Here is a 23,366-nt window from a genome sequence, read left to right as displayed (position 1 = left end):
TAGCTCGCTGGGCTCATAACCCAGAGGTCGCAGGTTCAAATCCTGTCCCCGCTACCACTGAAAGTGATATGAGTCCGGCCCCCACACTGTGGGGGCCGGACTTGTTTGGTGCCGTTGTCGGAAATGAGGGGCCCGGAGGGGCCGGCACCTCGTCGGCGCCGACCCCCGGCGGGTTCTACCGCAGGCCGAAGGCCCGGGTGACGGTCTGGGTGACGCCGCCGCCGTTGCGCTGCTTGGCGGTGACCCGGATCGACACGAAGTCGGCCCGGTGCGGTGCGTTCAGCGACGCCTGCCAGGTGCCCTTCTTCTCCCGCAGGGCCTGCCGCTGCCAGGTCGCCCCGTCGTCGTAGGAGATCTCCAGCTGAAGTGACGACACGGCGTCCCGAGCCGCGGTGCTGCCCACCACCACGGGCGTGATCGAGAAATCGGTTCGGCGCTCCGTCCGACCCGCGAAGTCCACGTCCGTTCCGTAGTCCAGTTGGACCAGCGGGATGGCCTGCACCTCGGTGCTGCCGCCGGAGACGAAGCTCCACTCGGTGTGCGTGGCGGTCGAGTACGGGCTGAACTCGGGCTTGCCAGTGGTCTCGACGACCAGTCGGTACGGCAGCTTCTCCGGCGACAGGTCACCCGCGCCGACCTCCGGCCAGCCGTCGAACTGGGTCAGCTGCTTGTCGCCCTGATAGAACGTGGCGATCTGCGACATGCTCGCCCCGCCGCTGTGTGCGGCGCCCGCGTCGCCGAACCCCTGGATGTAGGCGCTCATGGCGGTCTCACCACGGAACGGGATCTCGGTGCTGAGCAGCCGAGGCCGGGTGATGGGCCCGAACCAGCGGTCCTTCTGGACGCTGCCCGGCCGGTACGCGATGGCCTCCGTGTTGGACCGTGCCCAGTCGGCGACGTCGGCGTACTGCATCCACTTGATGCCGCCACCCGCAGAGACCCAGTCGGTACGCGGCCCCGGCGCGACCGGCTCGAACGGGAACGGCCGTGCCGCCGCGTACTCGTACGGCGGGAAGTCCATCCGGGTCTCGCTGGACTGCTTCCCCGGAGGCGGGGAGAAGGTGAGATCGATCCGGGCGAGGTTGCGCGGGTCGGTATTGGCGGACGGGTCCTTCGGCACCCCGCCACTGTGGTAGTCCACCAGGTCGTACAGGTACTTCGCCCTGGGGTGGGCGGCCACTACCAGTCGCACCGGGGTGCGGCCCGCGGCGGTGATCTTCTGGATCAACGCCTCGCCCTCGTCCATCGTCACCGAGGCCACCGGGACCGGTCCGGTCGTCATGGCGTCGGGGTTGCCGTACCAGTCGCTCTTGCGACCCGCACGGTCGTTGACCACGACGAGCATCGCCGCACCGGCGGTGTGCGCCGCCGTCGCCTGGTCAGTGGGGGTCACCGAGTCGTTGCCGCGGACGACCACGGCCTTGCCACGGGCGGAGACGCCGGCGTAGTCGGCGGTGCCGCCGACGCCCGCGAAGACGGCGTCCAGGCGCGAGGTGCCGTCGGGCAGCGGCGGGGAACCGGGCTGCGCGAGCGGGTCGCCGAGCTGCCGGCCGTGGTAGCTGATTGCCAGTGGCGTCTGCGCGGCGCGGATCCGGGTGGTGAAGACGAAGCTGCCCTTGCGCACCTTGTCCCCGGTCGGCAGGGCCCACAGGCTGTCGTAGGCGGCACCCGGCCAGAACGTCTCGCGCAGGGCGCTCCAGTCGGTGGGCGTCGGCTCGCTCGAGGTGAAGGAGCGGTAGACGTCGATTCTGCTGTTGACGACGGCGGTCGGCTGGGGTGTCGCCACCTTCACCTGGCGGGCCCGCGCGGCGTCGAGTTCCACGACCCGGTTGGTCGTCAGGTCCACCTCGGGAACGGTCAGCATCGCGAGCCCGAGGGAGCGGGGCCCGTGCAGACCCTCCACGTCCGCCGCCGTGACGACTGTGTAGGAGCCGGGCGCCAGGCGGGCGGTGAGCTTTCCGTCCGGCACCCACATGAAGGCGGAGCCGGTCTCGGCGTTGACGACCTCGACCTCACCGCTCATGGGCCGGCCGGCGCGGTCCTTCAGGTGGATGGTGAGGTCGTACTTCCTGGACTCGACGGCGACCCCGACGGCCGTGTGCACCTCGCCGGCGGCGAAGCGGGCCGTGACCTGGGCGGAGTACCTGCCGGCGGAAAGGCCGGCCGGGGCCACCACGACGTCTACCGTCGCGCTGGCCCGAGCGGGCACCGTGACGCGGTCGGCGGTTGCCGTGAACGTCTGCGCCGGGGCGGCGCCGTGGTCGACGGAGAGCGCCAACGCGATCGGGCTGTCAGTGGTGTTGGTGTAGGTGATCGTCCGCGTGATGGGCTGTGGTGTGGTGGCCCAGCCGACGAGTCCGGCGTCCACCGACCCGGACGCGGTGATCTGGTCCTGGTGGTAGGCGGCGGCGACGTTCAACCGACCGCTACCGGCCTGGTAGGCGTCGTAGTCGGGAGTGCGGACGCTGGTGCTCATCAGCGCGTCCTTGATCTGCCGCGCGCTCCACGTCGGGTGCTTCTGCACCAGCAGGGCGGCCGCCCCGGCGACGTGCGGCGCAGCCATCGAGGTGCCACTGTCGGCGTAGTAGTAGCCCTCACCCCAGGGAATGTGCTGCGAGCGCGCCGCCAGCACGTCCACCCCGGGAGCGGTCATGTCGGGCTTGAGGGCCTCGTCGTTCATCCGGGGCCCGCCGCTGGAGAAGCCCGCCAGGTGGTCGGAGGTGTCCACCGCGCCGATGGTCAGCGCGGCGTCAGCGGTGCCCGGCGCACCGAGGGTGTACGGGTCTGGTCCGCTGTTGCCGGCGGCCACGACGAAGAGCGCACCCGTCTCGGCGGTCAGCTGGTTGACGGCCTGGCTCAGCGGGTCGTCCTGGGTGTGCCAGGCGCTCACGCCGAGGCTCATGTTGATCACTTTGGCGTGCTCGGCCCGTGCCGCCCACTCCATGCCCGCGATGATCCCCGAGATGGACCCGCTGCCGTACTCGTCGAGGACCTTGCCGATCACCAGGTCGGCGTCGGGGGCCACGCCCCGTTCCTTGCCGCCGGAGGCGGCGCCCGTCCCGGCGACGGTGGAGGCGGTGTGGGTGCCGTGCCCGTTGCGGTCGATCACGTCCTGGCCGGGGATGAAGCTCCGGGAGGCCACCACCTGGTCGGCGAGATCCGGGTGGGTGGTGTCCACCCCGCTGTCCAGGACGGCGACCCGGACACCGCTGCCGGTGCCACCAGCGGCCCACGCCGCGGGGGCGCCGACCTGGGCGGTGGTGTCGGCCAGGGTGGCCTTCGCCTTGCCGTCGAGCCACACCTTGTCGACGCCGGCCGCGAAGGAGGGTGCCGGGGTGGCAGCGCTGCGGCCGGTCGGCGACTGTCCACTGGTGAGGGCCGACCAGAAGTTCGCGGCCTGCGATCGGCGGGTGCGGATCGCCTCACCACTGACGGAGGGGAGCTCCATCGTGGTCCGCGCGCCCGGCAGGGTGGTGCCGGTCCTGAGCTTCGCCGATCCCGTCGTGCGGGTGACGATCAGGGGGAGTTCGGCGGTCCGCGCGTCGTCGTAGCCCTGGGCGATGAGCTGGGTGACGTCGAACAGTTGCTTGTCGAGTCGACCGGTGGCGAGGTACGGCAGCGCCTCGTCCGGGTACACGTAGGTGTCCTGGCCCTCCGTCGAGACGCGTACGGAGCCGGTGGCGCCCGGGGCGCGCTTGACGTCCACCGATCCGGCTGCGCCGTGGACGCCCGGGGTCACCGTCACCTGGTCGCCGGTGATCAGCGTGACAGTGACGGGGGTGCGGTCCGCGCTGCCACTCGGAGCGGGTCTCGTCGGCGGCGGTGGGGGTGGCGGGGCGCCGTGCGCCGCCGTGGGGGTGAGGAGAGCGGCGACGACTGTGACGCCGACCGCTGCCGCCGCAGATCTTCGGGTGCGAGAGATCCGCGCACTGTCTACAGAGTTGAGCATGAGGCGAATCCGATCACCTCGAGAGATTCATGTAAAGATCATCATCTTTGCCGGGATGTTGCTAGCGCGTTGCGCACCGCCCGGGGAGCTTTCGGACCATCCGGTCCCGTGATTCGGCGTGGACCGACGTGCCGAGGTTGCGCCCTTCGGCGAGGATGGGCACATGTCTTCATTCGGTAAGTGGTGGGGCCGCCTGAGCGCGGTCTTCGGTGCGGTCGTACTGGCGGTCTTCGTGCCGGTCGCGGCCTGGGCGTCCACGGGCACCGGCGAACTCGTGGTGGAGGCCGCCCGTCGGCGAGGCCGCAGCGGCTTCGGGGTGCTTCCGCTGCTCTGCTGCCTGGTGGTGGTCGCGATCGTCGTGTTCCTGGTGTTGCGTCTGATGCGCAACCGCCGGGGTGGCCCCCCGCGCTGACCGGGCCCGAGGCGTCGGCGGGTCACCAGCGGCCGGCTTCGAGCCGGCCGCCGGTGCTCACACCGCCAGGGCCGCGATGGCCTGGGACAGGAAGCGCGCGGTGGCCTCGCGGGTGCCGTCGCGCTTGACGCGGATGCGCTCGGCGGCGGTGACCAGCAGGGTGCGCACCTTGGCGTGCCCCTTGGGCGGCGGCGCCGGCGCCGGCCCGAGCAGATCGGCGATGCTGGCGCCGAACTCGGCGGCACGTCGCTGGGCCGGGTCGGTGATGCTGCCCTCGGCGTAGCGGCGCACCGCGGCACTGGCGTTCAGCCCGCGCTCGTGGCCCAGAATCGCGCCAACCTCACCATTTGTGGTCAGAAAGTTGATCACGTCGGCGACCGTTTCCGGGTGGCGGGTGCCCCGGAACGCTGCCCAGTACATCGACGCTCGCGCCCACTGAGCCCCCGGCGGGCCGGGCACGCCGACGATGCCCAACTCGGACTCGGTGAGCCGTTGCAGCTCCGGTAGCTGGTGCGACCAGGCGAAGGACGCCGCCGTCACCCCGCTCACCACCAGCTGCCTGGCCGGCTCGCCGCTGTCGGCCTGCTCGACCAGGGCCGCGCTCGGCGTGGCTCGGCCCCGGCGGGCCCGCTGCCACAACTCGAACCACGCGATCAGCTCGTCCGCGCCGAAGCCGAGCTGGTTGCCCCGGTAGAACTCGCCGCCCTGCGACCGCAGCCAGAGCCAGAGCGCCCGGTAGTCGCCCGACCCGTCCATGGTGCCGGCCACCCGGCGGTTGCTGGCCTCGGTGACCTGCGTGGCCCAGGAGATGTAGTCGGCCCAGGTCATCCCGGCGCGGGGCTCCGGCATCTCCAGCTCCCGCAGCAGATCCCGGTTGAACACCACAGCGGCGTGGGTCTGCCCGGCGGCCACCGCCATCGTCCGCCCCTCCACGGTGCCGTAGCGGATCAGACCCTCCGGCAGGCCCCGAAGATCCAGGTGATGATCGGTGAGGTCGAGGATGACCTGACGTTGGCTGTACTCGGTCAGCATGGCGTCGTCGATCTGGATCAGGTCCGGTACGTTGCCGCCGCCCGCCTGGGTGGCCAGCCGGTCGTAGTAGCCGTCGGCGCCCTGCCAGGTGACCCGGAAGGTGACCCGGGGGTTGCGATCCGAGTAGAGCCGCAGCGCCTTCTCGGTGAGCTCGGCCCGCTTGGTGCCACCCCACCAGAAGACCGACAGCTCGACGGGCCCGTCCTGGGTCGAGGTGGCGGCGCCGTCGCTGCACCCCGCCAGCCCGCCGGACGCGAGCAGAGGTGCGCCGAACAGCGCGCCGAGCAGTCGGCGCCGGCCCGGGTCGGCGCCGAGGCGGTCGAGCTGCTGTCGAACAACGGGCACGGGGCTCTCCTGGACCTACGGGGGTGGCGGTCGGACCATTCACGCAGGCAGCACACGAAGGTGTCAACGTCCGTCCGGTCACCCTCGGCTGGGTGGTCGAATCAGGCCCCTCCAATGTCGCGTGGTGTACTAGGGCGCGTGGAACTTCTGCACTCGGGCAAGGTCCGGGACGTCTACGCCGACGGCGACGACCTGATCCTGGTGGCCTCGGATCGCATCTCGATCTACGACGTGGCGCTGCCGACGCCGATCCCGGACAAGGGCCGACTGCTGACCGCGCTCTCGCTCTGGTGGTTCGAGCAGCTCGCCGACATCGTGCCGAACCACGTCATCTCGGCCACCGACGTGCCCGCCGAGTTCGCCGGGCGGGCCATCCGCTGCCAGCGACTGGACATGGTCCCGGTCGAGTGCGTCGCCCGCGGTTACCTGACCGGCGGCGGCCTGCGGGAGTATGAGCAGACCGGCGCGGTCTCCGGCGTGCCACTGCCGCGAGGGCTCGGCGAGGCGTCGATCCTGCCCGAGCCGATCTTCACGCCGTCGAGCAAGGCCCCGGCGGGCGAGCACGACGAGCCGATCACGTACGACGACGTGGTGGACAAGGTGGGTCAGGCCACCGCCGAGCGGCTCCGGCAGATCACCATCGACATCTACCGGCGCGGCGCCGAGTTGGCCGCCGACCGGGGCATCCTGGTCGCCGACACCAAGATCGAGCTGGGTTGGGCGCCGGACGGCACCCTGGTCCTCGCCGACGAACTGCTCACCTCCGACTCGTCGCGATTCTGGCCGGCCGAGTCGTACCAGCCGGGCCGGGTGCAGTTCTCCTACGACAAGCAGTACGTGCGGGACTGGGCCACCGGCAGCGGCTGGAACAAGCAGGCCCCCGCCCCGGACATGCCGGCCGAGGTGGTCGAGGCGACCCGGGCTCGCTACATCGACGTCTACGAGAGGCTCACCGGCAACCGCTGGGAGTGACCGCCGCGGCGGCGCTCACTCAACCCAGTCGAGGGTGCGCTGCACGGCCTTGCGCCACTGGCGCAGCTCCTTCTCGCGCAGGTCCGGGGCCATGGCCGGCTCCCACTGCGCGTCGGAGCGCCACTGCGCCCGCAGGGTGGCCAGGTCCGGCCAGAAGCCGACCGCCAGACCGGCCGCGTACGCGGCGCCCAGGCAGGTGGTCTCGGTGATCCGGGAACGGACCACCGGCACGTCGAGCACATCGGCGAGGAACTGCATGAGCAGACCGTTCGCTGTCATCCCGCCGTCCACCCGGAGACGGCGCAGCGCCACATCCGAGTCGGCGTTCATCGCGTCGACCACCTCGCGGGTCTGCCACGCCGACGCCTCCAGCACCGCCCGCGCCAGGTGCCCCTTGGTGATGTAACCGGTCAGGCCGGCGATCACCCCGCGGGCGTCGCTGCGCCAGTGCGGGGCGAACAGCCCCGAGAACGCCGGCACCACGTAGCAGCCGCCGTTGTCGTCAACGGTGCTGGCCAATTCCTCCACCTCGGCGGCCGTGGAGATCAGGCCGAGGTTGTCGCGCAGCCACTGCACCAGCGAGCCGGTGACCGCGATGGCGCCTTCGAGGGCGTACGCCGGTGGTTGGTCCTTGATCCGGTAGGCGACCGTGGTGAGTAGGCCGTGTGTCGACGGGACCGGGCTGGCGCCGGTGTTGAGCAGCAGGAAACTGCCGGTGCCGTAGGTGCACTTCGCCTCACCCGGCTGAAAGCAGGTCTGCCCGAACAGGGCGGCCTGCTGGTCGCCGAGCGCACTGGCCACCGGCACCCCGTCGAGCACCCCGCCGGCAGTGCCGTACACCTCGGCGGAGCAGCGGATCTCCGGCAGCATCGCCGCCGGAACACCCATCGCGTCCAGCAGCTCCGGGGCCCAGTCCAGGGTCGTGAGGTCCATCAGCATCGTCCGGCTGGCGTTCGTCACATCGGTGACGTGCTCGCCGGTCAGCTTCCAGATCAGCCAGCTGTCCATGGTGCCGAAGAGCACCTCGCCGCGCTCGGCGCGCTCGCGCAGGCCGTCGACCTCGTCGAGCAGCCAGCGCAGCTTCGGCCCGGCGAAGTAGGTGGCCAGCGGCAGGCCCGTGCGGGCCCGGAACCGCTCCTCGCCGTACGCCGACGCAAGCTCGCGCAGTAGCGGCCCGGTCCGGGTGTCCTGCCAGACGATGGCGTTGGCCACCGGGCGGCCGGTGGCGCGGTCCCAGACGACCGTGGTCTCCCGCTGGTTGGTGATGCCGACGGCGGCCAGCCCGGCCGCGTCGGTGCCGGCGGCCCGTAGCGCCTCGGCGACCACCTGCTCGACGTTGTCCCAGATCTCCTCGGCGTCGTGCTCCACCCACCCCGGTCGGGGGAAGATCTGCCGGTGCTCGCGCTGAGCCACGGCGACGATGTCCCCGGCCCGGTCGAAGACGATGCATCGCGAGGAGGTGGTGCCCTGGTCGATGGCGGCGACGTACTGGGGGGTCACCGCAGCACCGTACCCGGACGGCGGCGCGGCGCGACAGGCGTCACGGCGGGTTCCGGCCCGCCGCCGTCGGTGGCCGTCGGCTTCCCCTACGATGTGCGAACGTGCGCGACATCGCAGTTTTCAGTGGAACCGCCCATCCCGACCTGGCTGCCGAGATCTGCGCCCACCTGGGGGTGCCGCTGCACCCGGTGCGGGTCTCCCGGTTTGCGAACGACTGTCTGGAAGTCCAGTTGCAGGCCAACTGCCGGGAGCGGGACGTCTTCCTGATCCAGCCGTTGGTGCCGCCGGTGCAGGAGCACCTGGTCGAGCTGCTGCTGATGATCGACGCCGCCCGGGGCGCCTCCGCCGGTCGGATCACCGTGGTGCTGCCGCACTACGCGTACGCCAGATCGGACAAGAAGGACGCGCCACGGATCTCGATCGGCGCGCGGCTCGTCGCCGACCTGCTCACCTCGGCCGGGGCGGACCGGGTGCTCGCGATGACCCTGCACTCGCCGCAGGTGCACGGCTTCTTCAGCGTCCCGGTGGATCACCTGCACGCGCTGCGGGAGCTGGCCACCCACTTCCGGCGCTACGACCTCAGCAACACTGTGGTGGTGTCACCCGACCTGGGCAACGCCAAGGAGGCCGCGGCCTTCGCCCGGCTGCTCGGCACGCCGGTCGCGGCCGGGGCGAAGCAGCGGTTCAGCGACGACCTGGTCAAGATCAGTGCGGTGATCGGCGACGTGGCCGACCGGGACGTCATCGTGCTGGACGACGAGATCGCCAAGGGCAGCACAGTGGTCGAGTTGATGGAGCATCTGCGCGGCCTGAAGGTCCGGTCGATCCGGCTCGCCTGCACGCACGGCCTCTTCTCGGGCGACGCGTTGCAGCGGCTCAGCGACCAGGACGGCGTCCTGGAGATCGTCTGCACCAACACGGTGCCCATCCCGGCCGACAAGCGGGTCCCCAAGTTGCAGGTCCTGTCGGTGGCCCCCGCCCTGGCCGAGGCGACGCGCCGAATCCACAACGGAGAATCCGTCTCAGCCCTGTTCGCCTGATCCACCCCCGCGCCCTTACCGCGCGATCTTGCACTTTGTGTCGTCGGGATGAGTGGTCTCGGGCGATTCGTCGGGACAGTAAGTGCAAGATCGCGCGCTGAGGGGGAGGGGTGCTCGGGGTTAGCGCGGGGTGGGGTTTTGGGTGGTTAGGCCCGTCGTGATGCGGACTGTGGTGCCGGCGGTGCCGGTGGCCACCTCCATCGCGTCGGTCAACTCGCGGGCCAGCCAGAGACCCCAGCCGCCGGCGGTGTCCGGGGCGGGTCGGCTGCGGTCGCCCAGACGTTGCGGGCTGATCCCGTGCCCGTGATCGGCGACCTCGCAGACCAGCACACCCGACTCGTGCCAGAGCCGCAGCCAGCCGCGCCCGCCGCCGTGGCGCACCGCGTTGGTGATCAATTCGTTGATCGCGAGCACGAAATCGTCCAGCCGTTGGCCGCTGAGACCCGAGGCGTGCGCGCAGGAGGTGACCGAGTGTCGAATCTCGGTCACCTGGGCCTGGTCAAAGGCTTCGGCGATCAGGAGGGCAGGTTCGATGGGCACAACCGTACGCGGTGCGTGCGGATCTGCGTTCGTCATGGGCCCGTCCCGGCGGCACATCTCGGAGTAATTCGCGGCTTTTCCACCGTACGTCAGGGTTTCCCGAACCGCACTCGCTGCTCGCCGTGCGCCGGCTCGGTTGTGGCATCCTGACCGCCATGCCGTCGCCGCCGGGTGGGTTCGAGGTGCCGCTGTGGCGTGCGCTGACCGTGTTCAGGCTGGCCTCCCTGGCGTACGTCTGCGCGCTCGCGGTGCGCGACGCCGACCGGTACGCCCACCCGTACGCCGTCGGCGCCCTGATCCTGCTGATGATCGCCTGGACCGGCGCGACGGCGATCGGGTACGCCCGACCGGCCTGGCGGCGCTGGCCGCTGCTGCTGGCCGACCTCGGTGTGGTAGTTGCCATCGTGCTGGCCACCCCCTGGGTGGTCGGCCGGACGGCGCTCACCCATGGCGTACCCACCCTGGGGGTGGCCTGGATGGCCGGCCCGGTGCTGGCCTGGGCCGTCTCCGGCGGCCGGCGGCGGGGCACCGTCGCCGCGCTGCTTGTCGCTGGCGCGGACCTGGCCACCCGGGAGCGGATCGGCCAGTCCTCGTTCACCGGGGTGATCCTGATGCTGCTCGCCGGGGTGGTGGTCGGGCACGTGGCCCGGCTCGCGGCGAGCGCCGAGGAGCGATTGCAGCGCGCTGTGGAGTTGGAGGCCGCCACCCGGGAGCGGGAGCGGCTGGCCCGGGACATTCACGACTCGGTGCTCCAGGTGCTGGCGCTGGTGCAGCGGCGCGGCGCCGACCTGCCCGGGGAGGCCGGTGAGCTGGCCCGGCTGGCCGGCGAGCAGGAGGTTGCCCTGCGGGCGTTGATCGCCGGCGCCGGCCCGGCCGCCGCGAGCCTCCCGGACGGCGGCGAGGCGGTGGACCTGCGGACCCTGCTCGGCCGGTACGCCTCGGCGGCGGTGGCGCTCTCCGCCCCGGCCACCCCGGTGCCGCTGCCCCGACGGGTGGCCGGAGAGTTGGCCGCCGCGACCGGCGCGGCCCTGGACAACGTGGGGCGGCACGCCGGCGGGCGGGCCTGGGTGCTGATCGAGGACGAGGGGGCGACGGTGACCGTGTCGATCCGCGACGAGGGGCCTGGTATCCCGGACGGTCGGCTGGACGAGGCGGCGGCCCAGGGTCGACTCGGCGTGACCCAGTCGATCCGGGGCCGGGTGGCCGATGTGGGCGGCACGGTTCGGATCGTGTCCGCCCCCGAGGCGGGCACCGAGATCGAGCTGAGCGTGCCGAGGTGACAGCGGCGAACCCGATCCGGGTGATGGTGGTGGACGACCATCCGATGTGGCGGGAGGGCGTGGCCCGCGACCTGACCGAGGCCGGTTTCCTGGTGGTGGCGACCAGCGGCGAGGGACGACAGGCCATCCGGGTGGCCGCCGCCGCCCGGCCCGACGTCGTCGTCCTCGACCTGCAACTACCCGATATCTCCGGCGTCGAGGTGATCCTGGGATTGCGCGCGGCACTGCCCGCCGTACGGGTGCTGATGCTCAGCGCCAGCGGCGAACAGCAGAGCGTGCTCGACGCGGTCAAGGCCGGGGCCACCGGTTACCTGGTGAAGTCGACAGCGCCCGCCGAGTTCCTGGAGGCGGTGCACCGCACCGCGGCCGGCGACGCGGTCTTCACCCCCGGACTGGCCGGCCTGGTGCTCGGCGAGTACCGCCGGCTGGCCGCCGGACCGGGGCGGGGGACCGGCCCGGCCGGCGCTGCCGAACCCGCGACGCCCCAGCTCACCGAACGGGAGACGGAGGTGCTGCGGCTGGTGGCGAAGGGGATGTCGTACAAGCAGATCGCCCAGCGACTCGGCCTGTCGCACCGCACTGTGCAGAACCACGTGCAGAACACCCTGGGCAAGCTGCAACTGCACAACCGGGTCGAGCTGACCCGGTACGCCATCGAACGCGGTCTGGACGACTGAGCGGACGTCAGACCGAGCGCGGCGGCTCCGTCTCGTGGATGGCCAGCTCCTCGGCCGTCGCCCCGCCCCCTGCCGATCCGGCGTCGTACGCCACCGAGTCGGTCTCCTGGTCGGTGTGCGACCCCTCGTCCGGTTCCACCAGCCGGCCTACTGTGGCGTCGGCCACCGTGCCGAGCTGACCGTGGTCGTAGAGCGAGACCGGCGAGTTCGGGTCCGAGGTCGGCCCGGGATCCATCACGTCGGCGTCCAGCTGAGCCTCCGCCGCGGCTTCCAGGTTGTCCGCCTCGAAGGCGATCTTCGGGTCGATGGTGCCGGCCAGCGGGTCGTCCGCCGGGCGCTCGTAGACCTCGCGGTCGAGCTTGTAGTCAAGCGACTCACCGTCGAGCTGCTCCTCGGCGGTCGTTCCGAACCGGTCCACCGCCACCGGCGTCCGATCGCCGGGCAGTTGGGCCGGGTCCGGGCCGTCCGCCTCGCGCCCGGTCAGGACGTCGTCGTTGGCGGTCGAGTCGTCATCGGCGGTGTCGGGCAGCCCTTGCGCCTCGGTGTCGGACAGGGGGGTCGGGTACTCGTTGTCGCGCATGTCTGATCACTACCCGCTGCCCTGCCGCCATAACCGGGCGGGCTCCGGCGGTACGTCGCCGAACCGGGCGTCGATGGCGAAAGCCCCGTCAGGCGGCCTCGTCGTCGGGGTGCAGCACACACCAGACGACCTTGCCGTCCGGTACGGCGCTGCTGCCCCAGCGGCGGGTCACGGTGTCGATCAGCAGCAGGCCCCGGCCGCCGATCCGGGTCGGCGGGGAGATCCCGGGGAACGTCGGCTGACGCGGGGAGTGGTCGTGAACCGCCAGGTGCAGGGTGGTCTCCCGAGGTGCCAGCCGAACGGTCATCGGGGTCCGGGCGTGCGCCACCACGTTGTTGACCATCTCGGTGATCGCGATGCACGCCGGGTCGGTGAGCGTCGGCATGCCCCAGCGCTCGCAACCGGTGGTGACCAGCTCGCGCGCCTGCCGGGCGGCTCCCACCGCCGGAGCCAGGTCGGCGGTGAGCACCGCCGCCAGTGGTGTCGCCGCCACAGCAGCCAGCGCCCCGTCGAGCGTCGGCCAGGCCGGCACCCCGGCGAGCGCGGCGTCCGGATGGGCAGGCCCGTCGACCGCCGGGTCACACAGCAGCAGGTCCGCTGCGGGCCAGTCGGCGACCTCCCGGCGTACGTCGGCGAAGACGCCGCGCCCGGCCGGGTCGACGACGCGCAGGCCGGTCACGTCGGCCACCACCGGGCCGGGCCGGGCCAGCAGACGGGCGAGCAGCGCCCCGCGTACCGCCTCGGCGCCGGCGGCATCGAGCACACCGGTCAGCCGGACCACCGCTGACGACTCGTCGATTTCCACGAGACAGCTCGACATGATCGCCCCATTGTGCGCGCCGGTGACGGTAAGCGCATTCGGGCGTTCGACATCGGCCATCAGCGGTCCGACCGGGAGCGGCGGTTGATGGCCGCCAGGGTGCCGACAGCGGTGCCGGCGGCGGCCAGCCCGAACGCGGCGGTCATCCGCACCAACTGTCGCCGTCGACCGTGCCAGTCGCCGTCCTGACGCGCCTGAGCATCGGGGTGGAACACGTTGCCGCTGCTGTCCACCCGGGCCCCCGGGCCGAACTGGGTGCGGTGGGCGTACCAGCCGAGGGTGCGCTCGACCAGCGCGGGCGCCAGCCGCCACTGCAGGCCGATAAGTCGGGCCGCGCCCCCGGCGTACGCCTCGCGGCGAGGCCGGCGCAGCAGCCGGACGATGGTCTCGGCGACCACCTCCGGCGGGTAGATCGGAGGAGGCGGCATCAGCTCCCGACCGCTGTGGTTGCCGGTGTGCCGGAAGAACGGGGTGTCGATCGTGGCTGGTAGCACCGTGCAGACGGAGATGTGACCGCGACCGGTGACCCGCAACTCCTGTCGGACGGTGTCGGCCAGCCCGCGGATGCCGTGCTTGGAGGCGTTGTACGCCGACTGGTACGGCATGGCCACCTCGGCCAGCACCGAGGCGTTGTTGACCAGCACACCACCACCGGCGGCGCCCAGGTAGGGCAGTGCCGCCTTGATGCCGTGCACCGCCCCGAGCAGGTTGACCTCCAGCACCCGGCGGAACTCGGCGACCGGGATCTCGTCGAACAGGCCCACGGCGCTCACCGCGGCGTTGTTCACCCAGGCGTCGATCCGGCCGAACTCGGCCGCCGCCTGCTCGGCCAGCCGCCGCACCGACTCCAACTCGGTGACGTCGGTCGGTACGACAAGCGCCCGGCCGCCCAACTCCCGGCAGTGCTGCGCGACCTGTAGCAGGGCCGGCTCGCTGCGGGCGGCCAGCACGACGGCGGCACCCCGGCGGGCCAACGCGTACGCGGTCGCCGTGCCGATCCCGCTGGACGCGCCGGTGATCACCACGGTCGAATCGTCGAGACTGCGGGTCAGCGGCATTCCTGAGCGGTACCCCCGGCCGGGCCTGGTCACACCGACGATGGCTTGTCGATCATCGTCGAAGCGTGCCGTCGCGTGTCGCGTGTGCTTGCCGTGGCGCAAGTGTCGGTGGCACTCGCGCGGACTCTTCCTGATCTGCCAGGTTTCGGCTCAGCCCCGCGGGGTTAATGGGACGCTCGACCGGGAGGACCACCGCCGAGGAAAGATCGCAGGGAGGTGACCCATGCGCGTCGGCCTCGTCTGCGCGCACGCCAGTTCCTACCGCCACGCCGACGGCCCGCCGGTCGGCACCCGACAGCACACAGCGAGGGTCGCCGCCGAGCTGGCCGAGCGAGGCCATGACGTACGGCTCTACGTGCGCCGGGACGACCCGGCACTGCCGGCGGCTGTGAACGTCGACGGCTACCAGGTGCACCAGGTGCCCGCCGGCCCGCCCACCCCACTTCCCACCGTCGAGCTGATCCCGTACGTGACCGAGGTCGGCCGCTGGCTGGCCGACGAGTGGTCGGGTTCCTGGCGGCCCGAGGTGGTGCACGGGCACTACTGGGTCGGTGGCCTGGCCGCCGCGCACGCCGTTCGGGAGACCGACATTCCGGTGGTGCAGACGTTCCACTCGCTCGGCATCGAGCAGCTGCGCCACCTGGGCGGCCACTACGACGGGCCGGGCCAGCGGATCACACTGGAGCGCGCGTTGACCCGGGCTGTCGACATCGCCGTGGCCCAGTCCAACGACGAGGTCGACGAGCTGACCCGGATGGGTCTGCAACGCAGCTCGGTCGCGTTGGTGCCGGCCGGCGTCGACATCGACCTGTTCCATCCCGATGGCGAGGCAGCACCGCGCGAACAGCGGCCCCGCATCCTCTCGGTGGGCTCGCTGGCCGCCGGGCACGGCCAGGAGGACCTGATCCGGGCGATGCGGCTGGTCGGTGACGCCGAGTTGGTGATCGCCGGTGGGCCGCCGGCCGACCAGTTGGCCAACCACGCCGAGACACGACGGCTTCGCGAGCTGGCCGAACAGCTCGGCGTCGTCGACCAGGTCCGGCTCGTCGGGGCGGTGCCGCACGACCAGATGGCCACCTGGTACCGGTCGGCGGACGTGGTCGCCTGCACGCCGCACTACTCTTCGGCCGGTCGGGTCTCGCTGGAGGCGATGGCCTGCGGGGTGCCGGTGATCGGTTACGCGATGGGCGGCCTGGCGGACGCCGTCGTCGACGAGGTCACCGGCCGCCTGGTGCCCCCCGGTGACGTACGGGCACTCGGAGTGTCGCTGCGCCGGCTGCTCGCCGACAACGCCGGTCGGTTCGCGTACGGGCACGCCGCGGTGGACCGGGTGCGCAGCAGCTACACCTGGGAACGGACCGCCGGTGCGTTGGAGCGCCTCTACGAACGGGTGGTAAGTCGCCGCAAGCCGGTCGAGGCCTAAGCCGGCAGCTCTGTTGTGGTGCGTGCCGGACGGTCAGCCCGGCCGGCCGGCACCGACCATGGCGGGGTCCCGACGGCGTGCCACCGAGCGGTGTTGCTGCGGTTCGGCGTACCGGGTCAGGCCGATCACCGCGGCCAGGGTCACCAGGAAGCCGACAGCGGCCAGCCACTCCCGCCCCGGCCAGATCTTGTCGTTGAGCAGCAGCAGGCCGACGATCGCGGCCGGCACCGCCCCGGCGGCGTCCATCGCGGCGACAGCGGCGGTCGTCGAGCCGCGCTGCATGGCCAGACCGAGCAGCAGCTGACCCACTATCGAGTGGGCGATCAGCAGGTAGAACAGCGGGTCGGCGAGGAACGCCTCGGCGGACGGCGCGGATGCCAGTGGCCGGGCGGCGACCGCGGCCGAGCTGAACGCCAGCCCGGCCAGTGAGCCGAGGGCCACCGAACCCGGTGCCCCGTGCAGCCGGACGGCAAAGAAGCCGAGCACCGCTATCACGCCCAACGCCACCAGCAGGGCGATCGAGCCGGCGGTGCCGAGCTGCTTCGACGGCGCCGGCCGGGCGGACAGCACCAATGCGGTGATCCCGGCGAAGAGCAGCGCCAGCAGCACCACCTCCGCCGCCGGCAGCCGCCACTTCAGCACCAGCACCCCGAGGATGGCGGTCACCCCCAGCCCGGCGGCCACGCTGGCCTGCACGAGGAACAGCGGCAGGTCCCGCCGGGCCAGGAAGGCGAGCACGAAACCGCCGATCTGACAGCCGAGACCGACCAGATACGTCCGGTGCCCGGCGAGGCGCAGCAGCAGGCCCGGATCGAAGGTGTGGTGGACAGTGGTGCGGGCCGCCGCCACCGACTGGAGCAGGTTGGCGAAGCCGTACGCGACGATCATCGCCGCGAGAAAGCACCAACCGGAGGAGACCACCTGGCGAGGATAGAGGTTGCCGGGGGTCAGCGCTCGGCTGGTCGATTGAGGCGGACGAGGATGTCGGCGTGCAGTACACCGTTGGTGGCCACCACGCTGCTGTCGGTGCCCGGAGCGCCGGCGGGGGCCGGTTCTCCGGCCAGATCCGTGACAGTGCCACCCGCCTCCGTGATGATCGGCACCAGCGCCGCCACGTCCCACAGTGACAACTCCGGCTCGGCCATCACGTCCAGTGCCCCCTCGGCCAACAGCATGTAGCCGTAGAAGTCGCCGTACGCCCTGTTGCGCCAGCTGTCCCGCATCAGGTCGAGCACTGCGTCGAGCCGCCCGGCTTGCTCCCACCCGTTCAGTGACGAGTAGCAGAAGCTGGCGTCCGCGATCCCACGCACCGCTGACACGCCGATCCGCTCGCCGGCCGTGGGGCCCGGCCCGGCGTACGCGCCCGCACCCGCGCTGGCCCACCAGCGTCGTCCGAGCGCTGGTGCGGAGACCACGCCGACCGCCGGTCGATCGCCGTCGTAGAGCGCGATCAGGGTGGCCCAGATCGGCACGCCGCGGACGAAGTTCTTGGTGCCGTCGATCGGATCGATGATCCACCGGCGGCCGTTCGGGTCGGCGGACGACTGCGCGCCGTACTCCTCACCGAGCAGCCCGTCGGCCGGTCGGTGCTCGGCCAGCAGGGCGCGGATCTCCCGCTCCACTGCGGTGTCCGCGTCGGAGACCGGGGTCAGGTCGGGTTTCGCCTCGACCCGCAGGTCGAGCGCGCGGAACCGGGCCGTGGCAATGGCGTCGGCCCGATCGGCGAGCAGGTGGGCGAGGGCGAGGTCGTCGGCGTACCCGGTCATGCCGGCAACCTAGCCCACGCCCGTCGGGTCACTCGTCGGGGCCGCGCCGGTCACCCTCGCCGGGACCGCGCTGGTCGTTGTCGCCGCGCGAGTCACCCTCGCCGGCCCGAGAGGCGAGCAACCGACGGTACGACGCCAGCCGGCGCGGGTCGGCCTTACCGGCGGCCACCCAGGCGTCCAGCCCACAGTCGGCCTCATCGGCGGTGTGGGGGCAGTTCGGTGGGCAGTCGACGGTGCCCTCGACCAGGTCCGGGAAGCCGTGCAGCAGGCTGTCGGCGGAGACGTGCGCCAGCCCGAAGCTGCGGATCCCGGGGGTGTCGATGATCCAGCCCGGGTCGGTGTCGATCCCGGGTACCGGTGGCAGCCGCAGCGCCACCGCGCTGGTCGAGGTGTGCCGACCCCGGCCGATCGCGCTGACCACGCCGACGGCGCGCAGCGCATCCGGAACGAGGCGGTTGACCAGCGTCGACTTGCCCACCCCGGAGTGCCCGACCAGCACCGATACCTTGCCACTGAGCAGCGAACGGAGCGCGTCGAGGTCGGAGTCGGGGCGGTTGAGCACGTACGGCAGCTCCAGCTCGGTGTAGTAGCCGAGCACCTCCTCCGGCCCGGCCAGGTCGGCCTTCGTGAGGCAGAGCAGCGGCTCGACGTCCGCGTCGTACGCGGCCACCAGGCAACGGTCGATGAACCCGGTGCGCGGCGGTGGGTCGGCCAACGCGCTCACGATCACCAACTGGTCCGCGTTGGCCACCACTACCCGTTCCAGTCGACCCTCGGCGGTGGTCTCGTCGTCGTCTGCGGTGCGGCGCAGCACCGAGCGGCGTTCGGCGATCCGGACGATGCGGGCGAGAGCGCCCTCCGCGCCGGACGTGTCCCCGACCAGGCTGACCCGGTCACCCACCACCACCGACTTGCGGCCCAGCTCGCGGGCCCGCATCGCGGTCACAGTGGGCAGCTCGGCCCCCACCACGCCGCGCTCGGCCCCGGCCAGCACGCACTGGTAGCGCCCCCGGTCGACGGCGATGACGAAGCCGTCCACCGCGTCGTTGTGCTGGGGGCGGGTGCGCGTACGCGGGCGCGACGACTTTCCGGGCCGGACCCGCACGTCGTCCTCGTCGTACTCCCGCCGCTTGGTCGCCAGGACCTGTCCTCTTCTCGCGTCAGCTCTTGCCGGTCACCATCGCTGACCATAGTGCCGGGAACTCGGGCATGGTCTTGGAGGTACACCCCACGTCGTCGACCTCGATGCCGGGGACGGCCAGCCCGGCCACCGCTGCGGCGTGGGCCATCCGGTGGTCGTGGTAGGTGCGGAAGACGCCGCCGCGCAGCGGTCGGGGCCGGATCTCCAACCCGTCCGGTGTCTCGGTGATGTCCGCCCCGAGCCCGCCGAACTCGCGCGCGAGCGCGGCGAGCCGGTCGGTCTCGTGGCCACGGATGTGCCCGACACCGGTGAAGACCGACGGCGAGTCGGCCAGCATGGCCAGCGCGGTCAGCACGAGGGTCAACTCGCCCACGTCGGAGAGGTCGGCGGTCAGACCGTGCACCACGCCGGTGCCACGGACTGTCAGCCCGTTCGTGGAGAGGGTGACCTCGCCGCCCATCCGCTGGAGCAGCGAGCGGAGTTTCTCGACCGGCTGCGCGCTGCTGTGCGGCCAACCCTGCAAGGTGACCTCGCCGCCGGTGACCAGGGCGGCCGCGAAGAACGGCACCGCGCCGGAGAGGTCGGGTTCGATGTCCCAGCCGCGCCCGGTGAGCGGGCCGGGCTCGACGGCCCAGACGTCGGGGGTGCTGTCGTCGACCGCCGCGCCGGCGGCCCGCAACATCCGCACAGTCATCCGTAGGTGCGGCGCGGAGGGCACCGGCGGGCCGACGTGGCGGACCACGACGCCCCTGTCGAAGCGCGGGGCGGCAAGCAACAACGCGGAGACGAACTGGCTGGACACGGACGCGTCGAGCACCACCTCGCCGCCGGTGACCCCACCGGTGCCGAGCACCGTCAGCGGCAGGCTGCCGGCGCCGGTGACGTCGATCCGGACGCCCAGCGAGCGCAGCGCGCCGACCAGCGGGCCGAGCGGGCGGGTGCGCACGTACGGGTCACCGTCGAAGGTGACCTGCCCGTCGGCCAGGCCCGCCACCGGTGGCACGAATCGCATCACGGTGCCGGCCAGCCCGACGTCGACGTGGGCGGGGCCGGCCAGCGGGTGCGGTCGGACCAGCCAGCTCTCGTCGTCGCTGATCGAGACGTGCGCGCCCATCGCCCGCAGGCCGGCGGCCATCAACTCGGTGTCGCGGGCGCGCAGTGGCCGGGCCAGGGTCGACGGGCCGGCGGCAAGCGCGCTGAGCACCAGGGCCCGGGCGGTCATCGATTTGGAACCGGGCAGGCGCAGCGTCGCCGCCACCGGGTCGGATGCGGTCGGTGCGGTCCACGGCTGCGGCGGCCGGGTCGCGGTCAGGTTGCCCACGGTTACATTCTGCCGTGTCGGCGGATGGGCGGCGGTGCCCGGCACTCGTACTCCCGGTTGGCGGGACAGCCGACGGGGCCTCCGACGCGTTAGCGTGTGCCCCATGTGCGGCAGGTACGCGACGACCCGGAGCTCCGGCGAGCTGAGCGCGCTGTTCGAGTCGTCCGACGACTCCGACGGCCGGGTCCGGGCTGACCACAACGTCGCGCCGACCGATCCGGTGCCGCTGGTCCGGGTCAGTCCGGAGGGGCACCGCAGCCTCTGCGTCGGTCGCTGGGGTCTGCTGCCGCACTGGTCCCGGTCCGCCTCGGGAGCCGCCCGGATGATCAACGCGCGGGCGGAGACGGTGGCCACCAGTCGGGCGTACGCCGGTTCGTTCTCCCGTCGCCGGTGCCTGGTCCCGGCCGACGGCTGGTACGAGTGGGTCCGGCTGCCCGACGGCGGGCGACAGCCGTACTTCATGACTCCTCGGGACCGCTCGGTGCTCGCGCTGGCCGGCATCTGGTCGGTCTGGGAGTCCGACGCCGAGACCCGGCTCACGTTCAGCGTGCTGACCACCGCGGCGCTCGGCGACCTGGCCGAGGTGCACGACCGGATGCCGGTGTTGCTGCCACCCGAGCGGTGGTCGTCGTGGCTCGGGCCGACGGACGAGCCGGAGCGGTTGCTCGCTCCGGCGTCGGCGGAGCAGTTGGCGGGGTTGGAGATCCGCCCGGTGGGTGCGGCGGTGGGAGACGTTCGTAACGACGGGCCACAGCTGACCGCGCGGGTGGCGGTGGCGCCGACTGTGTCACCGCAGGAGCTGACCCTGTTCTGACGCTGCCGTGCATTGTCGGCCGCCGATTTGCCAGGGTTCCGAGCGATTCGTCTCCTGGCTGTTCAGTCATGTTCCCGGCAGACCCTTGTCCCGGTGTTGCGAAGTGCGATAGAACACAGCGCCGGTAGTGGCTGTCGGTCCGCACGGGGCGGACGACGTCCACAGCTTTTGCCGGTCCCACGGGGGAGGTGGGTGGATGACACGGGCACGTATGCCGCGCCCGCACGAGGTGGCGGCGGCGCGGCGAGATCCGCGACTGCTGCGGGCCGTGCGAGAACGGCGGCAGGACGACGCATGGCGCACCAGGGGAACCTGCCAGAGCGTCGATCCGGAGACATTCTTTCCGGCACCGAACGAGCCGGCGGACGCCGCCGTCGCGCTGTGTCGCAGTTGCGACGTACAGGGGTCCTGCCTGGCCTGGGCCCTCGACGTCGGTGACTGCCACGGCGTGTGGGGTGGCACCACGCCACGGGAACGACGGGCGATGCTGGTCGCCTGGCGCGGCGAGGTCGAACCCGATCCGGACGCCATCGACGACGCCGGCCCGCCGGTGCGCGATCGCCTGCTCGCCCTGGTCCCGCTGAGCTGATCGGCGGCCAGGTTCGCACCCGACGCCCGTCCGGCGGCGCAGAATAGGCCGGTGCCAGCCAGCAACGAGATCGACACCCCGCGTGGTCCGGCGTTGATCGACACCGACCTGCCGGTCCGCCCGGCCACCGCCCTGCTCGTCCTCGGGCACGGCGCGGGCGGCAGCGTCGACGCGCCCGACCTGCTCGCGGTCCGGGACGCGTCGGTGGCGGCCGGCCTGGCGGTGGTCCGGGTGACGCAGCCCTACCGGGTCGCCGGTCGACGTGCGCCGGCACCGGCAGGTCACCTCGACGAGGCCTGGGCGGCGGTGCTCGCCGAGCTGCGTGACCGGCACGCGGGCGTGCCGACGGTGGTGGTCGGTGGGCGTTCCAGCGGCGCACGGGTGGCCTGTCGGACGGCCCGTGCGGTGGGCGCGGTGGGTGTGGTCGCGTTGGCCTTTCCACTGCACCCGCCCGGCCGGCCGGAACGCTCGCGCGCCGCCGAACTGGGCACCGGCCTGCCGACGCTTGTCGTCAACGGCGACCGGGATCCGTTCGGGACGCCGGAGCCGGGACCGGCCGTGCAGGTGGTGAGCCGTCCCGGTGAGACGCACGACCTGCGCCGCGATCCGGCCGGCACCGCCGCCGCCGTGCGCGACTGGCTGTCCGCCCACGGCTGGGCGGCCAGCTGATCCGTCGCGGCCGGCTCGCCGGGACGACCGTTTCCGGTGCGGGCACGGGTCGTTGCATCCGTTGGTGCCGCCGGCCCGAGCAGGGCCGGTGACACCAGTCCTCCCAGGCCCTTCCTGGTCCCAGCGCCGGCCGCCGTCGGGGCCGGGACCAGGAACGGGGAGGACCGGCCGGAATGCCCCAGTGGTCATCTCGCGTTACTACCCCCGGACGACTTTTCTGCGAGGGGGGTGACCGGTGCCAACCGAGACACGAAGCCTGGAACGGGACGAGCGGGACGCCCGGCAGCTGAAGCGGCTGCTGGATGGCCCGGAGTGGCCCGCGACGGCGGGACCGGGCGCGGTGGGTGCGGTGAGCACGGGCACACCGGCCGGAAGTGAATCTGCGGGCAGGTCCGTGCGCGTATCCTCGGCGGGAAAGCATCCGACGCGAGGGGATGTGCGGTTGACCACCGAGAAGACGGACGAGCGCAGGGCCCGATTCGAGCGGGACGCGATGCCATTCGTCGATCAGCTCTACGCTGCTGGGCTGCGGATGACACGCAACCCGGCGGATGCCGAGGACCTGGTCCAGGAGACGTACCTGAAGGCGTACGCGGCCTTCCACCAGTTCGAGCAGGGCACGAACCTCAAGGCCTGGCTCTACCGGATCCTGACCAACACCTACATCAACTCCTACCGCAAGCGGCAGCGCCAGCCGATCCAGGCGCCCACCGAGGAGATCACCGACTGGCAGCTCGCCGAGGCCGAGTCGCACACCTCCAGCGGGTTGCGCTCGGCCGAGACCGAGGCACTGGACCGGCTGCCGGACAGTGACGTCAAGGAGGCCCTCCAGCAGTTGCCGGAGGAGTTCCGCCTGGCCGTCTACCTCACCGATGTCGAGGGCTTCTCCTACAAGGAGGTCGCGGACATCATGGGCACGCCGATCGGCACCGTGATGTCGCGTCTGCACCGGGGCCGTCGTAATCTGCGCAAGCTGCTCGAGCGCTACGCGGGGGAGCGGGGCTTCAGTGCGGCCCGCTCGGCGAAGGGCTCGACCGCCGCTGCCGGCCGGGAGGTGTGACGTGAGCTGTGGGGAGCCGCACGAGACGGACTGCCGCGAAGTGCTCGCGGAGGTGTATCTCTACCTGGATCTGGAGTGCGCCGACGAGCGCCGCTCGCTGATCCGGCACCACCTGGACGAGTGCGGGCCCTGCCTGCGCGAGTACGGGCTGGAGCAGGAGGTACGGGCGCTGGTGGCGCGTTGCTGTGGCAACGAGACAGCGCCGGATCAGCTGCGTGAGCGGCTGCGGGTCAAGCTCACCGAGCTGGTGGTCTTCGAGACCAGCGACTCTCGTGAGCTGGCCGACTGAGTGTTCGAGGTGGCCGATCGAGCGTCGGCACCAACTGGCAAGACCGGTGGCGCGGGGGGGTGGGGTGCCCGGGGCCCGGGGGTGCCGGG

Annotated in this window: 22 protein-coding genes; 11 read left to right on the top strand and 11 right to left on the bottom strand. The window is 72.1% G+C overall.

The window, feature by feature from the left end:
* Nucleotides 1-175: 175 nt before the first annotated feature.
* Nucleotides 176-3,949: a S8 family serine peptidase gene (locus AB0C20_RS24655; RefSeq protein ID WP_357568818.1), complete on the bottom strand. Its 3,774-nt coding sequence runs from the start codon at nt 3,947-3,949 to the stop codon at nt 176-178.
* A 163-nt stretch (nt 3,950-4,112) separates the two neighbouring features.
* Here AB0C20_RS24655 and AB0C20_RS24650 point away from each other — a divergent pair, with 163 nt between their 5' ends.
* Entirely contained in the window at nt 4,113-4,361 is a 249-nt protein-coding gene (locus tag AB0C20_RS24650) for a hypothetical protein (protein WP_030336617.1), read from the top strand.
* Between the two features lie 57 nt (nt 4,362-4,418).
* Here AB0C20_RS24650 and AB0C20_RS24645 read toward each other — a convergent pair whose 3' ends face one another.
* The gene (locus AB0C20_RS24645) at nt 4,419-5,738 is read right to left on the bottom strand and encodes an extracellular solute-binding protein (protein WP_357187966.1); all 1,320 of its coding nucleotides are present in this window, start codon (nt 5,736-5,738) and stop codon (nt 4,419-4,421) included.
* Nucleotides 5,739-5,876: 138 nt separating this feature from the next.
* On the opposite strand from AB0C20_RS24645, the gene AB0C20_RS24640 reads away from it, so the two are divergent.
* On the top strand, nt 5,877-6,710 hold the full coding sequence (locus AB0C20_RS24640; RefSeq protein WP_357187965.1) for a phosphoribosylaminoimidazolesuccinocarboxamide synthase: 834 nt from the start codon (nt 5,877-5,879) through the stop codon (nt 6,708-6,710).
* Nucleotides 6,711-6,725: 15 nt separating this feature from the next.
* On the opposite strand, the gene glpK is transcribed toward AB0C20_RS24640, so the two are convergent.
* Nucleotides 6,726-8,210 (bottom strand): glycerol kinase GlpK, encoded by a 1,485-nt coding sequence (glpK, locus tag AB0C20_RS24635; protein WP_357568817.1) that lies wholly within the window; start codon nt 8,208-8,210, stop codon nt 6,726-6,728.
* Between the two features lie 101 nt (nt 8,211-8,311).
* On the opposite strand from glpK, the gene AB0C20_RS24630 reads away from it, so the two are divergent.
* Nucleotides 8,312-9,250: a ribose-phosphate pyrophosphokinase gene (locus tag AB0C20_RS24630; protein WP_357568816.1), complete on the top strand. Its 939-nt coding sequence runs from the start codon at nt 8,312-8,314 to the stop codon at nt 9,248-9,250.
* Between the two features lie 120 nt (nt 9,251-9,370).
* Here AB0C20_RS24630 and AB0C20_RS24625 read toward each other — a convergent pair whose 3' ends face one another.
* Nucleotides 9,371-9,826, bottom strand: coding sequence for an ATP-binding protein (locus tag AB0C20_RS24625; RefSeq protein WP_357187959.1), 456 nt, complete (start codon nt 9,824-9,826; stop codon nt 9,371-9,373).
* A gap of 119 nt (nt 9,827-9,945) precedes the next feature.
* Here AB0C20_RS24625 and AB0C20_RS24620 point away from each other — a divergent pair, with 119 nt between their 5' ends.
* On the top strand, nt 9,946-11,070 hold the full coding sequence (locus tag AB0C20_RS24620) for a DUF5931 domain-containing protein (RefSeq protein WP_357187957.1): 1,125 nt from the start codon (nt 9,946-9,948) through the stop codon (nt 11,068-11,070).
* A 23-nt stretch (nt 11,071-11,093) separates the two neighbouring features.
* Nucleotides 11,094-11,747: a response regulator transcription factor gene (locus tag AB0C20_RS24615; protein ID WP_196924633.1), complete on the top strand. Its 654-nt coding sequence runs from the start codon at nt 11,094-11,096 to the stop codon at nt 11,745-11,747.
* 7 nt (nt 11,748-11,754) lie between these two features.
* Here AB0C20_RS24615 and AB0C20_RS24610 read toward each other — a convergent pair whose 3' ends face one another.
* From AB0C20_RS24610 to AB0C20_RS24600, 3 genes are all read right to left on the bottom strand, one after another.
* Nucleotides 11,755-12,327 (bottom strand): DUF5709 domain-containing protein, encoded by a 573-nt coding sequence (locus AB0C20_RS24610; RefSeq protein WP_091406114.1) that lies wholly within the window; start codon nt 12,325-12,327, stop codon nt 11,755-11,757.
* 88 nt (nt 12,328-12,415) lie between these two features.
* Nucleotides 12,416-13,147, bottom strand: a complete 732-nt coding sequence (locus tag AB0C20_RS24605; protein ID WP_357187955.1) for an ATP-binding protein — start codon at nt 13,145-13,147, stop codon at nt 12,416-12,418.
* A 59-nt stretch (nt 13,148-13,206) separates the two neighbouring features.
* On the bottom strand, nt 13,207-14,205 hold the full coding sequence (locus AB0C20_RS24600) for an SDR family oxidoreductase (protein ID WP_357187953.1): 999 nt from the start codon (nt 14,203-14,205) through the stop codon (nt 13,207-13,209).
* A gap of 223 nt (nt 14,206-14,428) precedes the next feature.
* On the opposite strand from AB0C20_RS24600, the gene AB0C20_RS24595 reads away from it, so the two are divergent.
* Complete coding sequence (locus AB0C20_RS24595) at nt 14,429-15,628, top strand: glycosyltransferase (protein WP_357187951.1); 1,200 nt, start codon at nt 14,429-14,431, stop codon at nt 15,626-15,628.
* A 33-nt stretch (nt 15,629-15,661) separates the two neighbouring features.
* Here AB0C20_RS24595 and AB0C20_RS24590 read toward each other — a convergent pair whose 3' ends face one another.
* From AB0C20_RS24590 to aroA, 4 genes are read right to left on the bottom strand one after another with little or no spacing between them, the layout of a single operon-like run.
* A complete protein-coding gene (locus AB0C20_RS24590) occupies nt 15,662-16,516 on the bottom strand; it encodes a hypothetical protein (protein ID WP_238688493.1) in 855 nt (284 codons plus the stop codon).
* 59 nt (nt 16,517-16,575) lie between these two features.
* The gene (gene hisN / locus AB0C20_RS24585; RefSeq protein WP_357187949.1) at nt 16,576-17,394 is read right to left on the bottom strand and encodes a histidinol-phosphatase; all 819 of its coding nucleotides are present in this window, start codon (nt 17,392-17,394) and stop codon (nt 16,576-16,578) included.
* Between the two features lie 28 nt (nt 17,395-17,422).
* The gene (rsgA, locus tag AB0C20_RS24580; RefSeq protein ID WP_357187947.1) at nt 17,423-18,499 is read right to left on the bottom strand and encodes a ribosome small subunit-dependent GTPase A; all 1,077 of its coding nucleotides are present in this window, start codon (nt 18,497-18,499) and stop codon (nt 17,423-17,425) included.
* A 55-nt stretch (nt 18,500-18,554) separates the two neighbouring features.
* Nucleotides 18,555-19,856, bottom strand: a complete 1,302-nt coding sequence (aroA, locus tag AB0C20_RS24575; protein ID WP_357187945.1) for a 3-phosphoshikimate 1-carboxyvinyltransferase — start codon at nt 19,854-19,856, stop codon at nt 18,555-18,557.
* 103 nt (nt 19,857-19,959) lie between these two features.
* Here aroA and AB0C20_RS24570 point away from each other — a divergent pair, with 103 nt between their 5' ends.
* The 5 genes from AB0C20_RS24570 (at nt 19,960) to rsrA (ending at nt 23,277) form a co-directional block, all read left to right on the top strand.
* Nucleotides 19,960-20,670 carry an SOS response-associated peptidase gene (locus tag AB0C20_RS24570; protein WP_357187944.1) on the top strand — a complete coding sequence of 237 codons (711 nt, stop codon included), beginning with the start codon at nt 19,960-19,962 and terminating at the stop codon, nt 20,668-20,670.
* A gap of 196 nt (nt 20,671-20,866) precedes the next feature.
* Nucleotides 20,867-21,259 (top strand): WhiB family transcriptional regulator, encoded by a 393-nt coding sequence (locus AB0C20_RS24565; RefSeq protein WP_091406097.1) that lies wholly within the window; start codon nt 20,867-20,869, stop codon nt 21,257-21,259.
* 51 nt (nt 21,260-21,310) lie between these two features.
* Entirely contained in the window at nt 21,311-21,928 is a 618-nt protein-coding gene (locus AB0C20_RS24560; RefSeq protein ID WP_357568815.1) for an alpha/beta family hydrolase, read from the top strand.
* Between the two features lie 235 nt (nt 21,929-22,163).
* Entirely contained in the window at nt 22,164-22,988 is an 825-nt protein-coding gene (locus AB0C20_RS24555) for a sigma-70 family RNA polymerase sigma factor (protein WP_357187939.1), read from the top strand.
* A 1-nt stretch (nt 22,989) separates the two neighbouring features.
* Complete coding sequence (gene rsrA / locus AB0C20_RS24550; RefSeq protein WP_030490399.1) at nt 22,990-23,277, top strand: mycothiol system anti-sigma-R factor; 288 nt, start codon at nt 22,990-22,992, stop codon at nt 23,275-23,277.
* The last annotated feature ends 89 nt before the right edge of the window (nt 23,278-23,366 follow it).

Origin of the sequence: Micromonospora sp. NPDC048843 (assembly GCF_040649965.1) — a bacterium.
GTDB lineage: Bacteria > Actinomycetota > Actinomycetes > Mycobacteriales > Micromonosporaceae > Micromonospora > Micromonospora hortensis.
This window is presented reverse-complemented; position numbering and strand designations above follow the sequence as displayed.

Coding starts and splice junctions, on each gene's coding strand:
- AB0C20_RS24650 (WP_030336617.1), top strand. CDS start 4,113: ATGTCTTCATTCGGTAAGTGGTGGGGCCGCCTGAGCGCGGTCTTCGGT.
- AB0C20_RS24600 (WP_357187953.1), bottom strand. CDS start 14,205: ATGCCGCTGACCCGCAGTCTCGACGATTCGACCGTGGTGATCACCGGC.
- hisN (WP_357187949.1), bottom strand. CDS start 17,394: ATGACCGGGTACGCCGACGACCTCGCCCTCGCCCACCTGCTCGCCGAT.
- AB0C20_RS24605 (WP_357187955.1), bottom strand. CDS start 13,147: ATGTCGAGCTGTCTCGTGGAAATCGACGAGTCGTCAGCGGTGGTCCGG.
- AB0C20_RS24595 (WP_357187951.1), top strand. CDS start 14,429: ATGCGCGTCGGCCTCGTCTGCGCGCACGCCAGTTCCTACCGCCACGCC.
- AB0C20_RS24565 (WP_091406097.1), top strand. CDS start 20,867: ATGACACGGGCACGTATGCCGCGCCCGCACGAGGTGGCGGCGGCGCGG.
- AB0C20_RS24610 (WP_091406114.1), bottom strand. CDS start 12,327: ATGCGCGACAACGAGTACCCGACCCCCCTGTCCGACACCGAGGCGCAA.
- AB0C20_RS24590 (WP_238688493.1), bottom strand. CDS start 16,516: ATGATCGTCGCGTACGGCTTCGCCAACCTGCTCCAGTCGGTGGCGGCG.
- AB0C20_RS24615 (WP_196924633.1), top strand. CDS start 11,094: ATGGTGGTGGACGACCATCCGATGTGGCGGGAGGGCGTGGCCCGCGAC.
- AB0C20_RS24570 (WP_357187944.1), top strand. CDS start 19,960: ATGTGCGGCAGGTACGCGACGACCCGGAGCTCCGGCGAGCTGAGCGCG.
- AB0C20_RS24620 (WP_357187957.1), top strand. CDS start 9,946: ATGCCGTCGCCGCCGGGTGGGTTCGAGGTGCCGCTGTGGCGTGCGCTG.
- AB0C20_RS24625 (WP_357187959.1), bottom strand. CDS start 9,826: ATGACGAACGCAGATCCGCACGCACCGCGTACGGTTGTGCCCATCGAA.
- AB0C20_RS24655 (WP_357568818.1), bottom strand. CDS start 3,949: ATGCTCAACTCTGTAGACAGTGCGCGGATCTCTCGCACCCGAAGATCT.